Origin of the sequence: Sphingomonas sp. Leaf25 (assembly GCF_001421635.1) — a bacterium.
Lineage (GTDB): Bacteria > Pseudomonadota > Alphaproteobacteria > Sphingomonadales > Sphingomonadaceae > Sphingomonas.
Window position 1 is genome coordinate 1 of record NZ_LMKU01000033.1, and the last position, 18,158, is coordinate 18,158.

Genomic DNA, 18,158 nt, shown 5'->3' on the forward strand with positions numbered 1-18,158 from the left:
CCGGGGATGATCCGGGCGGTTCAGGCCTGATCCAGGCGGCCGTATCCCCGGCACGACCGCGGGACGGCCGTCCCAGCGCCCGTCTGGCCATCACTAGGGCGTGGAAGTCCGCAGATATCCAAAATTCCACAATTCCCTTGCGGACGTCCCCGTTGAACCATCTCGCGTCGGGTTTTCGGACGGTCTGGATCCCGATAGAGACAGCTTCCGACGCCAAAGGCGTCAACCCGCCCTAGCCCGGAACCCCTCCGCGTCTCCGCGCGAACCAGCCTTCTTCACGCACATCGAACGAAGCGGACTATACCGCCGGATAGCGCAGGCGACCGATGAAGCGCGACAGGCTGAGGCTGCGTTCGGGGTCGCGCGACGACAGGAACTGGTGCTTGAGCTTCTCGAAGCGCATGATGCCGTCGATCCGCCGGGCGAGGAAGGCGCGGGTGTCGGCATGGCCGCCGCTCTCGTCGTCGAGGAACACGGTGACGGTCGCGGCATAGACCGCGCCGAGCATCGCCCGCTTGGTATAATGGTTGTAATCGGTCGCGGTATCGCCGGCCAGCCGCCAGATCAGGTCCATCGTCCGCCATCCGAGCCGCGCCGCGCGCGCGACATTCTGCGGCATGGCGAGGATCGCGAGCGCGCGGCGCAGCGCCTCGCGCTCGCCCGCCACCGCCGCCAGACGCGCCTCGACCAGCACGGTGATGCGCTGGCGGATCTTCATCGCGGCGAGCGCATCGGCGGGGACCGCATCGATCATCCGCCGGTCGATCTCGGCGAACCACGCATCGATCATGTCGACCGCGCCGCCGGCAAAGGCGAGGCGCGCGACATCGGGATCGGCCCCGAACGTTTCCGCCGCCGCGCGCACCGCCGCGTCGGACCAGCCGTCGAACGCCGCATTGGCCGCGACCAGCGGGGCAAGGCCCTCGCGCAGTTCGTCGAGCGTCAGATCGGCGGGGGCCATCGCATCCTCCTTGGTCATGCGCCCTAGCTAGGCGCTCCCCCTGCCCCGCGCCAGCCCTTCGCGCGGACCTTGCGGCGCGATGGGTGCGTTGGGGCGGCTGACCTGAGGGAGTTCATGCCATGACCGAAGCTCGCGACGCCGTCCTGTACCGCATGGTGCTGAGCGATCACACCTGCCCGTTCGGGGTGAAGGCCAAGCAGTTGCTGCAACATGCCGGCGTCACCGTCGACGACCGCATCCTGCGCACCCGCGACGAGGTGGATGCGTTCAAGGCCGAACATGACGTCGCCACCACGCCGCAGGTGTTCGTCGGCGATGAACGCATCGGGGGCAGCGACGATCTCGAACGCTGGCTGGAGGGTCGGTCGGGCTGATCGGTACGCAACGGCGGCAGGGAGGTTGGTTCACGCGGAGAGACGCAGCCCTCGCTACAATAGCGGTACTCCATTGCGGACGACAACGGACGGGAGGCTCCGCCGGATCGGTTACGGCCGTCCCGCTTGAACCCGTTCGCGTCTCCGCGCCTTCGCGTGAATCACCCTTCTTTCTGCCGTCGCGTATCAGAAGAAGATGTTTTCACGCGAAGGCGCGGAGACGCGAAGGGGTTGCGGTCGTGGTGAGGCGTTCGCGTAGCCGGTATGGCGCTGCGGACGGCTGCGTCCGGCAGGAAGGTGCTTTCGCGCAGAGGCGCAGAGATGAGTCGCTTGCCGCGATAGCGGCGCTCCATCTACCGGCTGCAACGAACAACAGGCTTCGCCGGATCGGTGACGGCCATCTCGATCGCAACGCCTCCGCGCCTCTGCGCCTCTGCGCGAAAACATCTTCTGCTTCTTCTCCGCGTCTCCGCGCCTCCGCGTGAACCGACCTTCCGCACCGCGCCTTTCCAACGCCACACGCTTGTCCTATCGGACGCGCATTCCGACCCGCACGATGCAGCGCCGCACGCGACCGCCGCCGGCGGGTCCCGTTCCAGTCCGGGGATACCCATGCCGTTCCGTTCGCTTGTCGCACAGCCTGCCGATTCACTGCTCCGCCTGATCGGGGCGTATCGCGCCGATCCGCGTGCTCACAAGATCGACCTCGGCGTCGGCGTGTTCCGTGACGATGCCGGCCATACCCCGGTGATGCTGGCGGTGAAGCAGGCCGAGATGCGGCTGATCGCGACGCAGGACAGCAAGGCGTATCTGGGACCAGAGGGCGACAAGGGGTTCACCGCACTACTCGAACCGCTGGTGTTCGGCGATACCCTGCCCGCCGACCGCCGCTGCGGGTTGCAGACGCCGGGCGGCACCGGTGCGCTCCGGCTCGGCGCGGAGCTGCTCGCCAAGGCGGGGGTGCGCCGCATCCTCGTCGGCCAGCCGAGCTGGGCCAATCACGCGCCGGTCTTCGCCGCCGCCGGCCTCACCGTCGTGTCCCATGCCGCGTTCGACATGGCGGCGCAGCGGATCGACCTGCCGGCGATGCGCGCCGCGATCGGCCAGGCCGAGGCAGGCGATGCGATCCTGCTGCACGGCTGCTGCCATAACCCGACGGGAATCGATCCCGATGCCGGCGAATGGCGCGTGATCGCCGATGCGGTGGCCGACAGCCGGCTGATTCCGTTCGTCGACCTTGCCTATCAGGGGCTGGGCGACGGCATGGAGGCCGACGCGCTGGGCACGCGGATCGTGCTGGGCGCGGTGCCGTTCGGGATCGTCGCCTATTCGTGCGACAAGAATTTCGGGCTGTACCGCGAGCGCACCGGGGCGCTGTGGGTCAGCGCGCCCGACGCCGATCACCGCGACGTGGTGCTTTCCAACCTGCTGGCGCTGGCGCGCGCCAACTGGTCGATGCCGCCCGATCATGGCGCGGCGACGGTGCGGATCGTGCTGGAGGACGAGCATCTGGCGGCCGACTGGCGCGGCGAGCTGGACGGTCTGCGCGGCCGGTTGCAGCGGTTGCGCGCCGAACTGGCGGCGATCGGTCAGGCCGGGTCGATCGATCTCGCGCCGCTGGCGCAGGGCAAGGGCATGTTCGCTACCCTGCCGCTCAGCCCGGGGCAGATCGAATGGCTGCGCGCAACCCACGGCATCTATATGGCCGGATCGGGCCGGATCAACATCGCCGGTTTCGCGCCGGGCGACATCGCCCGCTTCGGCGAGGCGCTGGTCGATCTTGGGCGGGCGGGCGTGAGCTAACGCACCTTCCGCCGCTGGGTCCCGACGATGGTGAGCGCGGTGGCGACCAGTGCCGCGCCGATCGCGTCGGTGGCGGTCAGCCGCTCGCCATAGGCCAGCCAGCCGATCGTCGCCGCCACCAGCGGCTGGACGAGCAGCGCGAGGCCGACGACCAGCGGCGTCAGCGCGCCGAGCGCGTAGATCATCAGCCCCTGCCCCGCGATCTGGCTGACCAGCGCGAGCAGCAGCAGCGGGGACCAGGTGCCCGGCCAGATCGGTTCGCCGAGCAGCAGCGCGAAGCCTAGCAGCGGCAGGACGCCGGCAATGCTGGACAGCGCCAGCGCGGGAAGCGGCGCGACGCTGCGCCGCACCCCGGCCATGACGATGAAATAGGCCGCGTAGAGCACGCCGGCGAGCAGGCAGAACAGATCGCCCGCCAGATGCCGCGACGACAGCTCGGCCGAGCGCCCGATCAACAGGCCGCCGCCCACCGCCGCGAGCAGCAGCGCCGCGCCCTGCACCCGCGTCGGCCATTGGCGCATGGCGAGGAAGCCGTAGAGCGGGAAGATCAGCACCGCGCAATTGCCGAACAGCGTGGCGTTGGCGAGCGTGGTGCGGCGAATGCCGATGTGCCAGCTTCCCAGATCGACCGCAAAGGCGAGGCCGGCGATCAGGATCGGCAGCCACAGCGACCCCGCACGGGTCATCGCGCGCGGATTGGCCCATGCGGCGGCGACCAGCAGCACCGGCAACGCGAGCAGGATGCGCCAGAAGGCGGCGGCGACCGGCCCGGTATCGGCAAGGCGCACGAACCACGGCCCGAATGCCAGCGCCACATTGGCGACGATCACCGCCAGCACCGCGCGACGCGGAACGCTTGGGGGGAGCGAAGCTTTTGTTTCAGGGGATACCGGCTGCATGCCGCCCCCTACCCCCCTATCTTTCGCACGTCGCCCATAATTGATGCAGAGAGCCGCCATGCCGAGTTTGTTCGATTCCATTGCCTTCGGAGACATCGAAGCCCCCAACCGCATCCTGATGGCGCCGCTGACCCGCGGCCGGTCGAGCCGCGAACATGTGCCGAGCGCAATCATGGCGGACTATTATGCGCAGCGCGCCTCGGCCGGGCTGCTGATTTCGGAAGGCACCGGCATCAGCCGCGAGGGGCTGGGCTGGCCCTATGCGCCGGGGCTGTGGACCGACGAGCAGGTCGAGGCGTGGAAGCCGGTCACCGCCGCGGTCCATGCCGCCGGCGGGCGGATCGTGACCCAGCTCTGGCATATGGGTCGGGTCGTACATCCTGATTTCCTGGACGGGGCGGCGCCGTTGTCGGCATCGGCCACCACCGCGCCGGGACAGGCGCATACCTATGACGGCAAGAAGCCCTATGCGCAGGCGCGCGCCGCAACGCTCGACGACATTGCGCGGGTGCTCGATGATTACAGCCGGGCGGCGCGCAACGCGAAGGCGGCCGGTTTCGACGGGGTGCAGTTGCATGCCGCCAATGGCTATCTGATCGACCAGTTCCTGCGCGACGGTGCCAACCAGCGCGACGATGATTACGGTGGCAGCGCGGAGAACCGCATTCGCCTGCTGGGCGAGGTCGTCGACCGGCTGATCGCCGAAGTGGGTGCCGGGCGGACGGCGGTGCGCTTCTCGCCCAACGGCGATACGCAGGGCGTGATCGACAGCGATCCGGCGAGCGTGTTCGTACCCGCCGCGAAGCTGCTGAATGACAAGGGCATCGCCTTCCTCGAACTGCGCGAGCCGGGGCCGGAAGGCACCTTCGGCAGCACCACCCAGCCGCGCGTGTCGCCGGCGATCCGCGAAGTGTTCGCCGGCCCGCTGGTGCTGAACCAGGATTATGACGGCAGCAACGCACAGGCCGAGCTGGATGCCGGTATCGCCGATGCGATCGCGTTCGGCCGGCCGTATCTCGCCAACCCCGACCTGCCCGACCGGCTGCGGCAGGGCGCGCCGCTCAACAAGGACGATATGGCGACGTGGTATTCGCGCGGGGCCGAGGGTTACACCGATTATCCCACGCTCGAAACGGCGGCGGCGTAACCCCTAACTACAACGAATGGTGGCGGTGCCGCGCGTGCGACAGCGCGGGGTGCCGCCAACCGTGACGCTGCCCGATCCTGAAGCGGCGATGTCGGCGGTGTAGCGGGCGCGGTAGCGGCCGTCGCCGGTGCCGCTCATCTGGACCAGCAAGTCGCCGACGTCGAGCGCGTCGGCGGCGATGCTGCCCGCGCCGTTGACCATGATCCGCGCGCGACCGGTGCGCCCGGCGAGGACCGCCCTGCCCGCGCCGAGCAGCGTCAGCGTCAGTTGCTCGGCGTCGACCTCGCCCACCTCGATCGTGCCGTCGCCGGTCAGCGCCAGATCGACCCGGCTGGCCCGCGCGCGATCGAGCCGGACGGTGCCGCCGCCGCGCAGGCTGATCGCGGCGACGCGCGGGGTGGTGACGATGATTGCCGGGGCAGCGGTGGCGGGCCGGCCGCGATCATCGCGCAGCGGCTGGACGATCAGCGTATTGCCCTCGACGCGCAGTTGCACCTGTTCGAGCGCTTTGGGATCACCGGCGGCGCGCGCCGAGGCTCCGCTGCCGGTGGTGATGGTGACGGCATAAGGTCCATCGACCCGCACCCGGTCGAAGCCGGTCAGCATCCATTGCCGTTCGGACGCGGGCTGGAGCAGAAGGGCGGCGAGCAGGGTGGCGAGCATGGACGCAGCATCGCGCCCCGCACCGCCGATCGCAAGCGCGATCAGCCGCCGCAGCGCGCCTCGCCCGATCCCGCCTTGCGCACCGTGCAGCGCGCCCGTGCCCCCAGCGTCGCCGATCCCGATCCGGTGAGCGACACCGCCGCCGGACCGTCGACATCGGCCGAGACGTCGCCCGATCCCGCCACCGCGACCGAGGCCTGCGATGCCTTGACCTGGCGAGCGTCGATGTCGCCCGATCCGCTGAGCGACAACGCAAGGCTGTCGACCCGGCCGGCGGCGGCGATGGTGCCCGATCCGCGCAGGCCCAGTTGGGCGGTGCGGCCGGTCAGCCGGGCGATGGTCATGTCGCCCGATCCGGTCAGTTGCGCGGTCAGATCCGCCGCGCGATCGACCGACAGGTCGCCCGATCCGCTGAGCGTAGCGGCCTTCAGCGCGGGCAGGGTGACGCGGATCACCGCCGTCCGGTCGCGCCAGTTCCAGCCGGTCTGCGGCTTGCGCGCGATGCGCAGCGTCGTGCCCTTCACCTCGAAGGTCAGCCGGTCGAGCACGGCGGCGTCGCCGCGCGCCTGCACCGCGAAGTCGCGGCCGGTCACGACATCCACCCGGTCGGGCCCGGCAAGGTCGACCCCCGAAAAGCCGCGCAGCGCGACGGTGCGCTCTGCGGTTCGGGCAGGTTCGCTGGCCCCGCCATTGCTGCACGCCGCCACCATCAACAGTCCGACCATCGCTGCGCGCATCGCTTCCCCCTGTGTATTGCCGTTACAATACAGCATGGCGTTGACCACGCAACCGCAAAAAGGGCGGCCGTTGCCGACCGCCCCTTTCGCAACCGCAGCCGACCCAAGGTCAGGCGGCGGTCTTTTCCTTGTTATAGATCGCCGCGGCTTCGCGCAGGATCTCGACGATGCGGTCGAGCGCCTTGGGCTCGTCGACCTGCTCCATCGCCGCCAGTTCGCGCGCGAGGCGGCTGGCCGCCGCTTCAAAGATCTGACGCTCGGAATAGCTTTGTTCGGGCTGGTCGTCGGCACGGAACAGGTCGCGGACCACTTCGGCGATCGACACGAGGTCGCCCGAATTGATCTTGGCTTCATATTCCTGGGCACGGCGCGACCACATCGTCCGCTTGACCTTGGGCTTGCCCTTCAGCGTTTCCATCGCCTCGCGCATGGTCTTGTCCGACGACAATTTGCGCATGCCGACGCTTTCGGCCTTGTTGGTCGGAACGCGGAGCGTCATCCGCTCCTTTTCGAAACGCAGAACATAGAGTTCGAGCTGCATGCCAGCGATTTCGCTGCGCTGAAGCTCGATCACACGACCAACGCCGTGTTTGGGGTACACGACATAATCGCCGACATCGAAGGACAATGCCTTGGCAGCCATTGGTAACCTTTCCGTGGTCGTCACCCCGTTCGACGAGCGCAGCATCGGCCACGCGGAACAGCGGGCAGACAGGTCGGCGACGGGGGCGTAAGCTAGAGGTGGCTCTCCGGGCGGGGGCGCTTGGACAAGTGCCGCCGTCGGGCGAGGCTATAGCATCACCGCAACAAAATTACCAGTGGCAAAGCCGAACCGGTTTGGCACGGTCCGGCAGCGCGCTGTTCCACGTGGAACAAGCGCTTGGCCGATCAGTCGCCTGCGCCGGGTTCCGCCGAGAAATGTTCCTCGTACTTTTTCTCGACGCCTTTCCACTTGTCGGCATCGGGCGGGGTCTGATTGTCGTTGCGGGTGACGTTGGGCCATTGCGCGGAGAAGGTCGCGTTCAGCTCCAGCCATTGCTCCAGCCCGGATTCGGTATCGGGCAGGATCGCTTCGGCGGGACATTCGGGCTCGCACACCCCACAGTCGATGCACTCGCTGGGGTTGATGACGAGCATGTTCTCGCCCTCATAGAAGCAGTCGACCGGACACACTTCCACGCAGTCCATGTATTTGCAGCGGATGCAGGCGTCGGTGACGACGTAGGTCATGGGTCGAACAAGCTCCGGGACTATTGCGGTCCCGCGTTATGCCGGGGAACCCGCCCCGTCAACGGGGCTGGACGACCCTGGTTCCAGCAGCGTGTAAAGCGCCTGTACTTCGGACGGGGGACCGCGCCGGACCGGCAGCGCCTCGACCCGCAGCACCCGCACCCGCCCATGAAGCGGAAAGGCGAGGATATTGCCGACCCGCACCGGGCAATGCGCGCGTTCGATGCGGCGGCCGTCGATCCGCAGCATCCCCGCCTCGGCTATCGCCTGCGCCGCGCTGCGGCTTTTGGCGAAGCGGGTGAACCACAGGAACAGGTCGAGGCGGATCGACGGGTCGGCGGCGGTGCGCGGCATCAGCGATCGAACGCCAGCCCGGCGAGCGCGCCAAAGGCATTGCCGGGGCGGGCAACCGGCGGCGGGGCAACGCGAACCGGAGCGCGGCGCGGCGGCCCACCCCAACGCCACTGCGGCACGGCATCAACCGGGGCCGCGGGACGAAAGCCGAGCAGCGTCATCAGCGGCGCGATCGTATCGGGCTTCAACCCGATCGAGGTGGCCAGCGCGACGTCGGGGGTGAAGGGCGCCGCACCCTTGCGACTGTCGTGGATCGCGCGCGCGATGCGTTCGAGCAGGTCGACCCGCACCGCCTGCGCACCCAGCCGGCGGAAGCCCCACGCCCCCTGCCCGGCGGGAAGGATACTAGCGCCGACCGGGGCAAGCGGTTCGATCGGCTGCCCGTCGCGCGCCGCGAGCAGCGCCGCGCGCCAGCGAGCGGCGGCGGGGCGGAACAGGCGCGGGTCGAACAGGTCGAGCGTGCCGATGGTGATGCCGGCGCGACGCAGCCGGCGACGGTCATCTGGGTCGAGCGCGTGGGCCATCGTGTCGAACCCGTCGCGCGGAGCGATACCGCCGACCTCGGCCAGCGCGGCGGCGATCGCGCGCAGCGTGCCATTGGCCGCCGGGTCGCGCGACAGCGCGGCAAGCGTGGTGAGCGTCGGCACCTGCCTTGCGCTGCTCGTCGCGACCCATGTGGTCAGCCGGTCGCGGACCTGCCCCTGCGTGTCGCGCGACAGGACGGCAAGGCTGCGGTCGAGCGCGATCACCGGCCGGTCGAGCGTCGGCCCCGGCCCCAGCGTCGCGACGGTCAGGCCGCTCCACGTGACGCCCGGCACACCCCCCGGATCGGCGAGCAGCGCCAGCTCGGCATCGGCGGCGACCGCCAGTTCGCCACCGCGTTTGGCGAGTTCGCGCGCCAGCCCCTTCTCGGCGGCGGCAATCAGCAGGCGTTTGTCGGCGACGCGGGTGTCGGGCGACACGTCGAAGCGGAAGCCAGTCAACCGACCAATGTCATGACCATCAACGCTGACCATGCCATCCGGCGCGACGTCGATCGGCAGGTCGGCCGCCCCTGCCCCGATCCTGCGCAGCAGCACCGTCGTCCGTTGATCGACGAACCGCTGGCGCAGGCGATCGTGCAGCACATCGGACAGCTTTTCCTCGACCGCGCGGGTGCGCGCCGCCCAATGCTCGGGATCGAGCAGCCAGTCGGCGCGGTGGGCGATATAGGCCCAGCTTCGCGCGGCGGCGATGCGGCCGGCGATCGTCTCGACATCGCCGTTCATCTGGTCGAGCCGTTGCAGTTCGTCGGCGAACCACTGGTGCGGGATATGCCCCGCCCCCTCGCTCAAATGGCTGAAGATGCGGCCGACGAAGCGGCTGTGCGGGTCCGGCCCTAGCTTGCGGAAATCGGGCACGCCGCACGCCGCCCACAGCCGCCGGACCATCATCGGCGAGCGGGTGCGCGCGCGGACCCAGTCCTCCTCGGCGAGCCGTTTGAGCACGATCAGGTCGATCGCCTGCGGCGCGGCGGTCAGCACGGGATGCTGCGGCTTTTCCTCCAGCGAGGCGATGAGCGCGTCGAGGCTGGCGAAATCCGGCTCGCCCCGCCGCCAGTAAAGCCGTTCGAGCGGGGGGATATGATGCCCCTCGATCGCCAGCACTTCCTCGGGCGTAAAGGCGTTCGGCCCTTCCTCGACCAGTGCGCCGAAGCTGCCGTCCTTGTGGTGCCGCCCGGCGCGGCCGGCGATCTGCGCCATTTCGGCGACGGTCAGCCGCCGCTGCCGCCGGCCGTCGAACTTGCGAAGCGAAGCGAAGGCGACATGCGCGACGTCGAGGTTCAGCCCCATGCCGATCGCGTCGGTGGCGATCAGATAATCGACCTCGCCCGACTGGAACATCTGCACCTGCGCGTTGCGGGTGCGGGGCGACAGCGCGCCCATCACCACCGCAGCACCACCGCGCATCCGGCGGATCGCCTCGGCCACCGCATAGACTTCCTCGGCGGAGAAGGCGACGATCGCCGAGCGGCGCGGCAGGCGCGACAGCTTGCGCGCGCCGGCGTAGCTGAGCGTCGAGAAGCGCGGACGGGTGATGATCTCCGCATCCTTCACCAGCGCGCGGATCATCGGCTTGAGCGCATCGGAGCCGAGGATCATCGTCTCCTCGCGCCCGCGCGCGCGCAGCAACCGGTCGGTGAACACATGGCCGCGTTCGGGGTCGGCGCCCAGTTGCGCCTCGTCCAGCGCGACGAACGCCGTTTCGCGCTCCAACGGCATCGATTCGGCAGTGCAGAGGAACCAGCGTGCCTTGGGCGGCACGATCCGCTCCTCGCCGGTGACGAGCGCGACATTCTCGACGCCCTTCATCGCGACGACGCGGTCGTAATTCTCCCGCGCCAGCAGCCGCAACGGAAAGCCGATCATGCCCGAGGCATGGCCGCACATCCGCTCGATCGCGAGATAGGTCTTGCCGGTATTGGTCGGCCCCAGCACCGCAGTGACCGGGCTACGCGCGAACTGACTCATCATGGACAACATCGGGTCTGCCGGGCGTGCATGCAACGGCTTTCGCGTGCTTTCCCTTTGCCGCTGCGCCGCCACCGCCGGTCGCGATGCGGGGCCCGGTTCATTTGACTTTAAACCATTGCCTTCACAGGAGGAGCATCGGGCCGGGACGGGCGGCCACAGCATGGGATTTGGGCCAGCGTGTTCCTGCGCAACGAAGACGGACTGGAACTGGCCGGCGGCACCAGCGCGCTGCGCTTCGGCCGTGCGCCGATCATGGCCGCGCCGCGGGCCGTCGCCGATTGGCGCGCGGCGGCCGAACGCACCGACTGGACCCCCGATCTCGGCGCCGCGATCGGATCGCGCGACTGGTGGCGCGGGCTTGCCACCTGCACCGCGCTGTGCGGCGCGGTCTGGATGCTGGCCCCGTCGCTGCAGCAGCCGATCTGGAGCGCGGTTCCCGCCCCGCTGAGCGACACCGCACTCGACGAGGCCCGGACATTGTCGTTCGGGGCAAGCGCATTGGGGGCGACCAGCGGGATGCGGATCGCGCCGACCGTGCGGGTCCGGCCGCTGGCCAATACGCCCGAACGGCCGACACTTGAGGCGACCGCGACGCTCGGCAGCGGCCTTGCCGGCGCGCTCGAACGATCGGGCGTGGGTGCGGGCGAGGCACGGCAGGTAGCGGCACTGGTCGCCGGCCGCGTCGACCCGGCCGAGCTGTCACCGGGCACGCGGCTCGACATCACGCTCGGGCGGCGCGACAGCGTGGCGCAGCCGCGTCCGCTCGAACGGCTGGCGTTCCGCGCGCGGTTCGATCTGGCGCTGGACGTGGTGCGCGAGGGCGGCGTGCTGCACCTCGATGCGCGGCCGATCGCGATCGATCACCGGCCGCTTCGGATCCAGGGGCGGGTCGGCGCCAGCCTCTACCGCGCCGCGCGTGCCGCCGGCGCGCCGGTGAAGGCGGTCGAGAGCTATATCAAATCGGTGTCGGGCCTCGTCCCGATGGGGCAGTTGGGACAGGACGACCGTTTCGACCTGATCGTCGAACAGGCGCGCGCCGCCACCGGCGAGGTGCAGTTGGGCGAGTTGTTATACGCCGGGCTGTCGGGGCGGCGCAGCGTGAAGCTGGTCCGCTGGCAGGACGGCGCGCGGACCGAATGGCTCGACCCCGCCGGCGTCGGCGAGCGCAAGGGGGCGATGACGTGGCCGGTGGCGGCGCGCGTCTCGTCCAACTTCGGCTGGCGGGTGCATCCGGTCCTCGGCTTCCGCCGGCTGCACAAGGGCATGGATTTCGCCGCCGCCTATGGCTCGCCGATCCGCGCGACCACCGATGGCGTGGTGGCGACGGCGGGGCGACACGGCGGCTATGGCAATTTCGTCAAGCTGCTCCACGGCGGCGACCTCGCCACCGGCTATGGCCATATGAGCCGCATCGTCGTGCGGCCGGGGATGCGCGTGTCGCAGGGGCAGGTGATCGGCTATGTCGGGTCGACCGGCCTGTCGACCGGGCCGCACCTGCATTATGAATTGTGGCGGCGCGGCGTGCCGATCGATCCGCGTGGCGTGGCGTTCGCGACGGTGCAGCGGCTGTCGGGCGAGGAACTGGCGCGCTTCCGGCGGACGGTCGCGCAGTTGATGGCGCTCTGATCCGTTTCACGTGAAGGCCGGGGTGGCGTGCTATCGCCCCTGCGCGCGCCATCGGCGGATAGTGCGTTCGACGATCGCATCCTCGTCGCCCGTCTCGCGCCACAATGTCGTGAACGACGGATCGGCCGAGGCCGGCCGCAGATGCGGTTCGAGGTCGTCGAACAGAATGCGGATCGGCGTCGCCACCCCCTCCCCAACCGCGATGCACTCGCGGTTGCGCAGCGCCGGAATCGCATCGAGGAAGCCGCGCGCGCCCTCGGGCATCGCCGCGCGGACGAATGCCTGATCGCGTTCGTTGTTGAGCCGCATCGCGAGGATCGTCCCGCATTGCGACAGCACGCCTTCGGCCAGATCGGACGGGCGCTGGGTGATGAGCCCCAGCGAGACACCGTATTTGCGCCCCTCCTTGGCGATGCGGTTGAGGATGTGCGCGACCGGCGATCCCTCGGCGTTGCGTTCGTTGGGGACGTAGCGGTGCGCCTCCTCGCACACCAGCAGGATCGGGCGACGCGGCTCGTCGCGCGACCATAGCGCATAGTCGAACACGAGGCGGGCGAGCACCGACACGACGACCGAAGTGACTTCGGACGGCATGCCCGACACGTCGACGATCGACACCGGTCGCCCGTCGGCGGGCAGGCGAAACACCCGCTTCAGGAACGCCGCCATCGTATCGGCGACGAGCAATCCCGAGAACATGAAGCCATAGCGCGGATCGGCGCGGATCTCCTCGATCCGCCCCTTGATCCGCAGATAGGGCGCGGTGTCGCCCGCACGATTCATCTTGCCCATGTCCTGTTGCAGGATCTGGAGCAGGTCGGACAACAGATATGGGATCGGCGAGTCGACCGTCAGCCGGCCGATGTCCTGCGCCAACCGGTGCCTGGCGCGGGCGGCGAGCAGGCACCGGCCGAGAATATCGGCATCGACCTGCCGTTCGGGGCCGCTGCTGGTGAGGAAGATCTCGCCATGTTCGCGCAGGTCGAGCAGCCAATAGGGCAGTTGCAGGTTGCTCGCGTCGAGCCGCATTCCGCGCTCGCCGAACGCGGCGGCATATTCGCCGTGCGGGTCGACCATCACGATATGCGCCTGCGGATTGGCGTCGCAGATGCGGTGAAGGATCAGCGCCGCCGAGGTCGACTTGCCGGTCCCGGTCGAACCGAGCAGCGCGAAATGCTTGCCGAGCATCGCATCGACATTGAGCATCGCCCGCACGTCGCGCGCGGGATGGACATGGCCGACCGCGACATGGCCCTGATGATCGGCGGCATACAGGCGGCGCAGATCGGTGGTTGTCACCGGATGGACCGGGGTGCCCGGCAGGGGAAAGCGGGTGACGCCGCGACGAAATGCGCCGATCTCCCCGGACAGGTCGTCGCCTTCGCCCATGAAATCGACCTTGGCGACCAGTGCATCGTCGCGTTCGGCAAGCCGCAGCGCGCGGATGCTGGCGATGATCCAGCGCTGGCCGACGCGCATCTTCACCTGCGCGCCGATCTGGCCACCGGCCGCCGTGACCGGATCGTCCTCCCCCGCCAGCGCATGGACCGCCGGCAGATCGAGCAGCAACTGGCTCGCCGAACCGGCGACGTCGAGCACCGCGCCGATGATCGGCAGGTGGCTGGCGGGATCAGGTTCGGAACGCGGCTCCATCCCCGCGTATTGCAATACGCAGGGTTAAGAATTGCGTATCAGATACCTTCGCCGGTCAGCCGCTGACAGACGAGGTCGAGCTGCCCCAGCGTCGAATAGCCGATGGTGATCGCGCCGCCCTTGTCGCCATGCACGATCGATACCTTGAGGCCCAGCACATCGCCCAACTGCCGTTCGAGCGCGCGCAGATCGGCATCGATCGAGCCGTCGTCCGCCGCCAGCGGATCGCGTGGCGGGCGGGGTTTGGCCGGTTCGTCATTCCCCTTGGCCCCGCGCGCGAGCTTCTCGGCCTCGCGCACCGACAGGCCCTTGGCGACGATGCGTTGGGCAATATCCTCGGCCTCAGGCACGTTGATGAGCGCGCGGGCGTGGCCCATGCTGATCCGCTGGTCGCCGAGCATGTCCTGGATCGATCGGGGCAATTCGAGCAGCCGCAGCAGATTGGCGATGTGACTGCGCGATTTGGCGACCAGATTGGCGAGCACTTCCTGGGTATGGCCGAATTCGTCGATCAGCCGGCGATAGCCCTCGGCCTCCTCGATCGCGGTCAGATCGCGCCGCTGGATATTCTCGACCAGCGCGATTTCCATCGTCTCGGCATCGCTCAGGTCGCGGACGACGACCGGCACCTCGTGCAGCCGGGCGCGCTGCGCCGCGCGCCAGCGGCGTTCGCCCGCGACGATCTCATAGCCCTTGCCATGCGGGCGGACCACGATCGGCTGGATGATCCCGCGCGCGGCGATCGATTCCGCCAGTTCGTTCAATGCAGCTTCGTCGAAGAAGCGGCGCGGCTGCCCGGCCATCGGCGTCAGCGCGGTGATCGGCAATTGCCGGACGCCCGCCGCCGGGGTGGTGCCGCTGCGGCCCGCCGCGCCGTCGCCGTCATTGTCGCCGAACAGCGAACTGAGGCCGCGACCAAGGCCGCCGGCGCGGGGGCGACGCGGGGTCTGGGTATCGTTCATGCCGCTTCCGCCAGTACCGGCAGGCGGGCGATGACTTCACGGGCGAGCGCGATATACGCCTCCGATCCGGCGCAGCGATAATCATAGATCAGCGCGGGCATGCCGTGGCTCGGCGCTTCGGACAGGCGGACGTTGCGCGGGATCACCGTGTCGAACACGACCTTGCCCAGCACCGCTCGGACGTCGTCGCTGACCTGATCGGTCAGGCGGTTGCGCCGGTCGTACATCGTCAGCACGACGCCGAGGATCGACAGGCCGGGGTTGAAGCGGCCGCGGATGCGCTCGACGGTGCTGAGCAACTGGCTCAACCCCTCCAGCGCGAAGAACTCGCATTGCAGCGGCACCAGCAGCGCATGGCTGGCGACCATCGCGTTGACGGTGAGCAGACCGAGTGACGGCGGACAATCGATCAGGATCACGTCCCAGCGCCCGCCGCTCGCCTCCACCACCCGGTCGAGCCGGTGGGTCCGCGCCTCGAACTCGATCAGCTCGATCTCGGCGCCCGACAGGTCGACCGTAGCGGGCACGATCGACAGGCGCGGCACCTTGGTCGGGATCACCGCTTCGTTGAGCATCATGTCGCCCACCAGCAGATCATAGGTCGAGAATTGCCGGTCGTTGCGGCCAATGCCAAGCCCGGTCGAGGCATTGCCCTGCGGATCGAGGTCGAGGATCAGCACTTCGAGGCCGGTCGCGGCCAGCGCGGTGCCGACGTTGATCGCGGTGGTGGTCTTGCCGACGCCCCCCTTCTGGTTGGCGATCGCGATGCAAATCATGCCTTCTGCACTCCGGTGGCGACCACGATCGACGACGTCGGATCGGTGATGCTGTGTTCCACGTGAAACGTTCCGCGCCAGTCCGCCCGGGCTTCGGCAAGCTCGTCGGCGGCGGCGCGGCCCTTGGGCAAGACCCATAGCGTATCGCGGTTCGCATGCCCAAGGCCGATTGCGAACAACGCGGACAATCGCGCAACCGCCCGCGCGGTGATGATCGCCGCCGGCCGGTCGGCGGGCAGCCGCTCGATCCGCGCCTGATGGACGACGACGTTGGCGAGGCCAAGGTCGCGGGCCATCTCGCCGAGCAGCGCCGCGCGGCGGGCGCGCGGTTCGACCAGGACGACCCGGCGATTGGTAAGGATCGCGGCGACGATACCGGGGAAGCCCGCACCCGATCCGACGTCGATCCAGTCCCCCGCCCCGGCCCCGTCGGTCAGCGGGACCAGTTGCGCAGAATCGAGCAGATGGCGTTCCCAGATCTGCGGGATGGTCGAGGCGGCGATCAGATTCTGTCCGGCGGTTTCAGCGACGATCCGGTCGGCGAAGGCCGCCAGCGTCGCCATCCGGTCCGCCGCAAAGCGCGTGGCGATCCACGCGCGGGCGTCGTCCTCGCTCATGCCGCGATCCTCTGGCCACGATGGTGGAGCAGGATCGCGACCAGCGCGGCCGGCGTCACCCCCTGCACCCGGCCGGCGGCAGCGAGCGTCTCGGGCTGGGCAGCGGCAAGGCGTTCGATCATCTCGTTCGACAGACCCGGCACGCGCCCGAACGGAAAGTCGCGCGGCAGAACGACATGATCCTCGCGCGCCGCGACCAGCTCAGCCGACTGGCGTTCGAGATAGGGAGCGTAGCGCGCATCCTCGATCAGTTCGCCCAGCACATCGTCCTGTTCGGCGATGCCGAGATGCGCCGGGGTGACACCATGGACCAGCAGCCAGTCGGTGCCGCTGCGCTGATCGGTCCCGCCGACCGGGGCGCCGGCCACCTGCAACGCGGCGGCACCATAGCGCCGGTCGAGCCGGGTCTGCAGCGCGGCGCGACGGTCGGCGCGGTCACGGTTGTAGGCCAGTCGCTCGGCCGACAGCAGTCCGGCCAGTTCGGCCAATCCGCCCAGCCGGGTCGTGGCATTATCCGACCGCAGGCGCAGGCGATACTCCGCGCGCGCGGTCATCATGCGGTAGGGTTCGGACACGCCCTGCAAGACGAGGTCGTCGATCATCACCCCGATATAGCTCGACGCGCGATCGAGGATCAGCGGATCGAGCCCCAGCGCCTGCGCGGCGGCATTGGCCCCGGCGACCAGCCCCTGCCCGCCCGCTTCCTCATAGCCGGTCGTACCGTTGATCTGCCCGGCGAAATACAGCCCGGCCAGCGCGCGCAACCCCAGCGTCGCATCGAGCGCGCGCGGATCGATATAGTCATACTCGACAGCATAGCCCGGCGTTTCGACGACCACCGCTTCCAGCCCGGCGACGCTGCGCAGCAGCGCCACCTGCACATCGGTCGGCAGCGAGGTCGACACGCCGTTGGGATAGACGAGGTGGGTGTCGAGCCCTTCGGGTTCGAGGAAGATCTGATGCCCGTCGCGATCACCGAAGCGGTGAACCTTGTCCTCGATCGACGGGCAGTAGCGCGGCCCCCGCCCCTCGATCGACCCGGAGAACAGCGGCGAGCGATCGAGCCCGGCGCGAATGATGTCATGCGTCTGCGCCGTCGTCCGGGCGATGGCACAGGCGAGCTGCGGCAGGCGGCGGGCGGGATCGCTCAGTGGCGACATCGTCCAGACATCGGCGTCGGACGGCTGTTCGGGCAGCGCCGCCCAGTCGATCGTCCGCCCGTCGAGCCGGGGCGGCGTCCCCGTCTTGAGCCGGGCGATCGGCAGCAACAGGTCGCGCAACTGTTGCCCGAGCCGGGTCGCGGCACGCTCACCGATGCGGCCGCCGACCGATCGCTCGTCGCCACGAAACATCGTGCCGCCGAGAAACGTGCCGGTCGCCAGCACGACCGCGCGCGCCGCGATCACCGTACCATCGGCGAGTTCGACCCCGGTCACGCGGTCGCCAGCGACGGTCAGCGCGACGCTGTCGCCGCCGATGATCGTCAAATTGGGATGGGCGAGCAGCGTCTTGACCGCGGCGGCATAGCGCACCCGGTCCGCCTGAATGCGAGGCCCCTGCACCGCTGCCCCTTTCGAGCGATTCAGCATGCGATGATGGATCGCCGCCCCATCCGCCGCCTGCGCCATCAGCCCGCCGAGCGCATCGATCTCACGGACGATATGGCCCTTGCCCAGACCGCCGATCGCCGGGTTGCACGACATCGCCCCGATCCGGTCGGGCATGAAATCAATGAGCGCGGTTCGTGCCCCACGCCGCGCGGCTGCTGCCGCCGCTTCGGTGCCGGCATGGCCGCCACCGACGATCACTACGTCAAAAGTCATGCTATCTCGTCGTTCCACGT

At 69.2% G+C, this 18,158-nt stretch carries 17 protein-coding genes; 4 read left to right on the top strand and 13 right to left on the bottom strand.

Annotated elements, in window-relative coordinates; all coding sequences use genetic code 11:
* Positions 1-298: 298 nt before the first annotated feature.
* Entirely contained in the window at positions 299-979 is a 681-nt protein-coding gene (locus ASE78_RS15000) for a COQ9 family protein (protein ID WP_235515104.1), read from the bottom strand.
* A gap of 101 nt (positions 980-1,080) precedes the next feature.
* Between ASE78_RS15000 and ASE78_RS15005 the strand changes: the two genes are divergently transcribed.
* Both ASE78_RS15005 and ASE78_RS15010 read left to right on the top strand, forming a co-directional pair.
* Positions 1,081-1,335: a glutaredoxin domain-containing protein gene (locus tag ASE78_RS15005; RefSeq protein WP_056498199.1), complete on the top strand. Its 255-nt coding sequence runs from the start codon at positions 1,081-1,083 to the stop codon at positions 1,333-1,335.
* A gap of 612 nt (positions 1,336-1,947) precedes the next feature.
* Positions 1,948-3,138 (top strand): aromatic amino acid transaminase, encoded by a 1,191-nt coding sequence (locus tag ASE78_RS15010; protein ID WP_056498202.1) that lies wholly within the window; start codon positions 1,948-1,950, stop codon positions 3,136-3,138.
* Here ASE78_RS15010 and ASE78_RS15015 read toward each other — a convergent pair.
* Entirely contained in the window at positions 3,135-3,968 is an 834-nt protein-coding gene (locus ASE78_RS15015; protein WP_414887097.1) for a DMT family transporter, read from the bottom strand. The two genes, ASE78_RS15010 and ASE78_RS15015, sit on opposite strands and share 4 nt — an antisense overlap.
* Positions 3,969-4,095: 127 nt before the next feature.
* Here ASE78_RS15015 and ASE78_RS15020 point away from each other — a divergent pair, with 127 nt between their 5' ends.
* Entirely contained in the window at positions 4,096-5,184 is a 1,089-nt protein-coding gene (locus ASE78_RS15020; protein WP_056498207.1) for an alkene reductase, read from the top strand.
* Between the two features lie 3 nt (positions 5,185-5,187).
* On the opposite strand, the gene ASE78_RS15025 is transcribed toward ASE78_RS15020, so the two are convergent.
* The 6 genes from ASE78_RS15025 to ASE78_RS15050 all read right to left on the bottom strand — a co-directional run bounded on the left by ASE78_RS15025 (position 5,188) and on the right by ASE78_RS15050 (position 10,678).
* Complete coding sequence (locus ASE78_RS15025; RefSeq protein WP_056498209.1) at positions 5,188-5,847, bottom strand: head GIN domain-containing protein; 660 nt, start codon at positions 5,845-5,847, stop codon at positions 5,188-5,190.
* Positions 5,848-5,888: 41 nt separating this feature from the next.
* Complete coding sequence (locus ASE78_RS15030; protein ID WP_055762046.1) at positions 5,889-6,584, bottom strand: head GIN domain-containing protein; 696 nt, start codon at positions 6,582-6,584, stop codon at positions 5,889-5,891.
* Positions 6,585-6,693: 109 nt separating this feature from the next.
* Positions 6,694-7,227, bottom strand: a complete 534-nt coding sequence (locus ASE78_RS15035; protein ID WP_055762049.1) for a CarD family transcriptional regulator — start codon at positions 7,225-7,227, stop codon at positions 6,694-6,696.
* A 245-nt stretch (positions 7,228-7,472) separates the two neighbouring features.
* Complete coding sequence (fdxA, locus tag ASE78_RS15040) at positions 7,473-7,814, bottom strand: ferredoxin FdxA (protein WP_055762052.1); 342 nt, start codon at positions 7,812-7,814, stop codon at positions 7,473-7,475.
* 36 nt (positions 7,815-7,850) lie between these two features.
* Positions 7,851-8,168 carry an RNA-binding S4 domain-containing protein gene (locus tag ASE78_RS15045; protein WP_056498211.1) on the bottom strand — a complete coding sequence of 106 codons (318 nt, stop codon included), beginning with the start codon at positions 8,166-8,168 and terminating at the stop codon, positions 7,851-7,853.
* The gene (locus tag ASE78_RS15050; RefSeq protein ID WP_056499117.1) at positions 8,168-10,678 is read right to left on the bottom strand and encodes a helicase-related protein; all 2,511 of its coding nucleotides are present in this window, start codon (positions 10,676-10,678) and stop codon (positions 8,168-8,170) included. Before ASE78_RS15050 ends, ASE78_RS15045 begins: the two co-directional genes overlap by 1 nt.
* A 180-nt stretch (positions 10,679-10,858) precedes the next feature.
* On the opposite strand from ASE78_RS15050, the gene ASE78_RS15055 reads away from it, so the two are divergent.
* On the top strand, positions 10,859-12,307 hold the full coding sequence (locus ASE78_RS15055; protein ID WP_056498213.1) for a M23 family metallopeptidase: 1,449 nt from the start codon (positions 10,859-10,861) through the stop codon (positions 12,305-12,307).
* A gap of 30 nt (positions 12,308-12,337) precedes the next feature.
* Here ASE78_RS15055 and ASE78_RS15060 read toward each other — a convergent pair whose 3' ends face one another.
* From ASE78_RS15060 to mnmG, 5 genes are read right to left on the bottom strand one after another with little or no spacing between them, the layout of a single operon-like run.
* Positions 12,338-13,960, bottom strand: a complete 1,623-nt coding sequence (locus tag ASE78_RS15060) for an ATP-binding protein (RefSeq protein ID WP_082467254.1) — start codon at positions 13,958-13,960, stop codon at positions 12,338-12,340.
* Between the two features lie 38 nt (positions 13,961-13,998).
* A complete protein-coding gene (locus ASE78_RS15065; protein WP_056498214.1) occupies positions 13,999-14,922 on the bottom strand; it encodes a ParB/RepB/Spo0J family partition protein in 924 nt (307 codons plus the stop codon).
* Positions 14,919-15,698 (bottom strand): ParA family protein, encoded by a 780-nt coding sequence (locus ASE78_RS15070; RefSeq protein WP_055762066.1) that lies wholly within the window; start codon positions 15,696-15,698, stop codon positions 14,919-14,921. The genes ASE78_RS15065 and ASE78_RS15070 overlap by 4 nt, the downstream gene beginning before the upstream one ends.
* Positions 15,695-16,315: a 16S rRNA (guanine(527)-N(7))-methyltransferase RsmG gene (gene rsmG / locus ASE78_RS15075; RefSeq protein WP_056498216.1), complete on the bottom strand. Its 621-nt coding sequence runs from the start codon at positions 16,313-16,315 to the stop codon at positions 15,695-15,697. Before rsmG ends, ASE78_RS15070 begins: the two co-directional genes overlap by 4 nt.
* A complete protein-coding gene (gene mnmG, locus ASE78_RS15080) occupies positions 16,312-18,138 on the bottom strand; it encodes a tRNA uridine-5-carboxymethylaminomethyl(34) synthesis enzyme MnmG (RefSeq protein ID WP_056498218.1) in 1,827 nt (608 codons plus the stop codon). The genes rsmG and mnmG overlap by 4 nt, the downstream gene beginning before the upstream one ends.
* Positions 18,139-18,158: the final 20 nt, after the last annotated feature.

Bases quoted from the DNA above. Each gene is read 5' to 3' on its own strand.
- ASE78_RS15000 (WP_235515104.1), bottom strand. From the start codon at position 979: ATGACCAAGGAGGATGCGATGGCCCCCGCCGATCTGACGCTCGACGAA.
- ASE78_RS15005 (WP_056498199.1), top strand. From the start codon at position 1,081: ATGACCGAAGCTCGCGACGCCGTCCTGTACCGCATGGTGCTGAGCGAT.
- ASE78_RS15010 (WP_056498202.1), top strand. From the start codon at position 1,948: ATGCCGTTCCGTTCGCTTGTCGCACAGCCTGCCGATTCACTGCTCCGC.
- ASE78_RS15020 (WP_056498207.1), top strand. From the start codon at position 4,096: ATGCCGAGTTTGTTCGATTCCATTGCCTTCGGAGACATCGAAGCCCCC.
- ASE78_RS15025 (WP_056498209.1), bottom strand. From the start codon at position 5,847: ATGCTCGCCACCCTGCTCGCCGCCCTTCTGCTCCAGCCCGCGTCCGAA.
- ASE78_RS15030 (WP_055762046.1), bottom strand. From the start codon at position 6,584: ATGCGCGCAGCGATGGTCGGACTGTTGATGGTGGCGGCGTGCAGCAAT.
- ASE78_RS15035 (WP_055762049.1), bottom strand. From the start codon at position 7,227: ATGGCTGCCAAGGCATTGTCCTTCGATGTCGGCGATTATGTCGTGTAC.
- fdxA (WP_055762052.1), bottom strand. From the start codon at position 7,814: ATGACCTACGTCGTCACCGACGCCTGCATCCGCTGCAAATACATGGAC.
- ASE78_RS15045 (WP_056498211.1), bottom strand. From the start codon at position 8,168: ATGCCGCGCACCGCCGCCGACCCGTCGATCCGCCTCGACCTGTTCCTG.
- ASE78_RS15050 (WP_056499117.1), bottom strand. From the start codon at position 10,678: ATGAGTCAGTTCGCGCGTAGCCCGGTCACTGCGGTGCTGGGGCCGACC.
- ASE78_RS15060 (WP_082467254.1), bottom strand. From the start codon at position 13,960: ATGGAGCCGCGTTCCGAACCTGATCCCGCCAGCCACCTGCCGATCATC.
- ASE78_RS15065 (WP_056498214.1), bottom strand. From the start codon at position 14,922: ATGAACGATACCCAGACCCCGCGTCGCCCCCGCGCCGGCGGCCTTGGT.
- ASE78_RS15070 (WP_055762066.1), bottom strand. From the start codon at position 15,698: ATGATTTGCATCGCGATCGCCAACCAGAAGGGGGGCGTCGGCAAGACC.
- rsmG (WP_056498216.1), bottom strand. From the start codon at position 16,315: ATGAGCGAGGACGACGCCCGCGCGTGGATCGCCACGCGCTTTGCGGCG.
- mnmG (WP_056498218.1), bottom strand. From the start codon at position 18,138: ATGACTTTTGACGTAGTGATCGTCGGTGGCGGCCATGCCGGCACCGAA.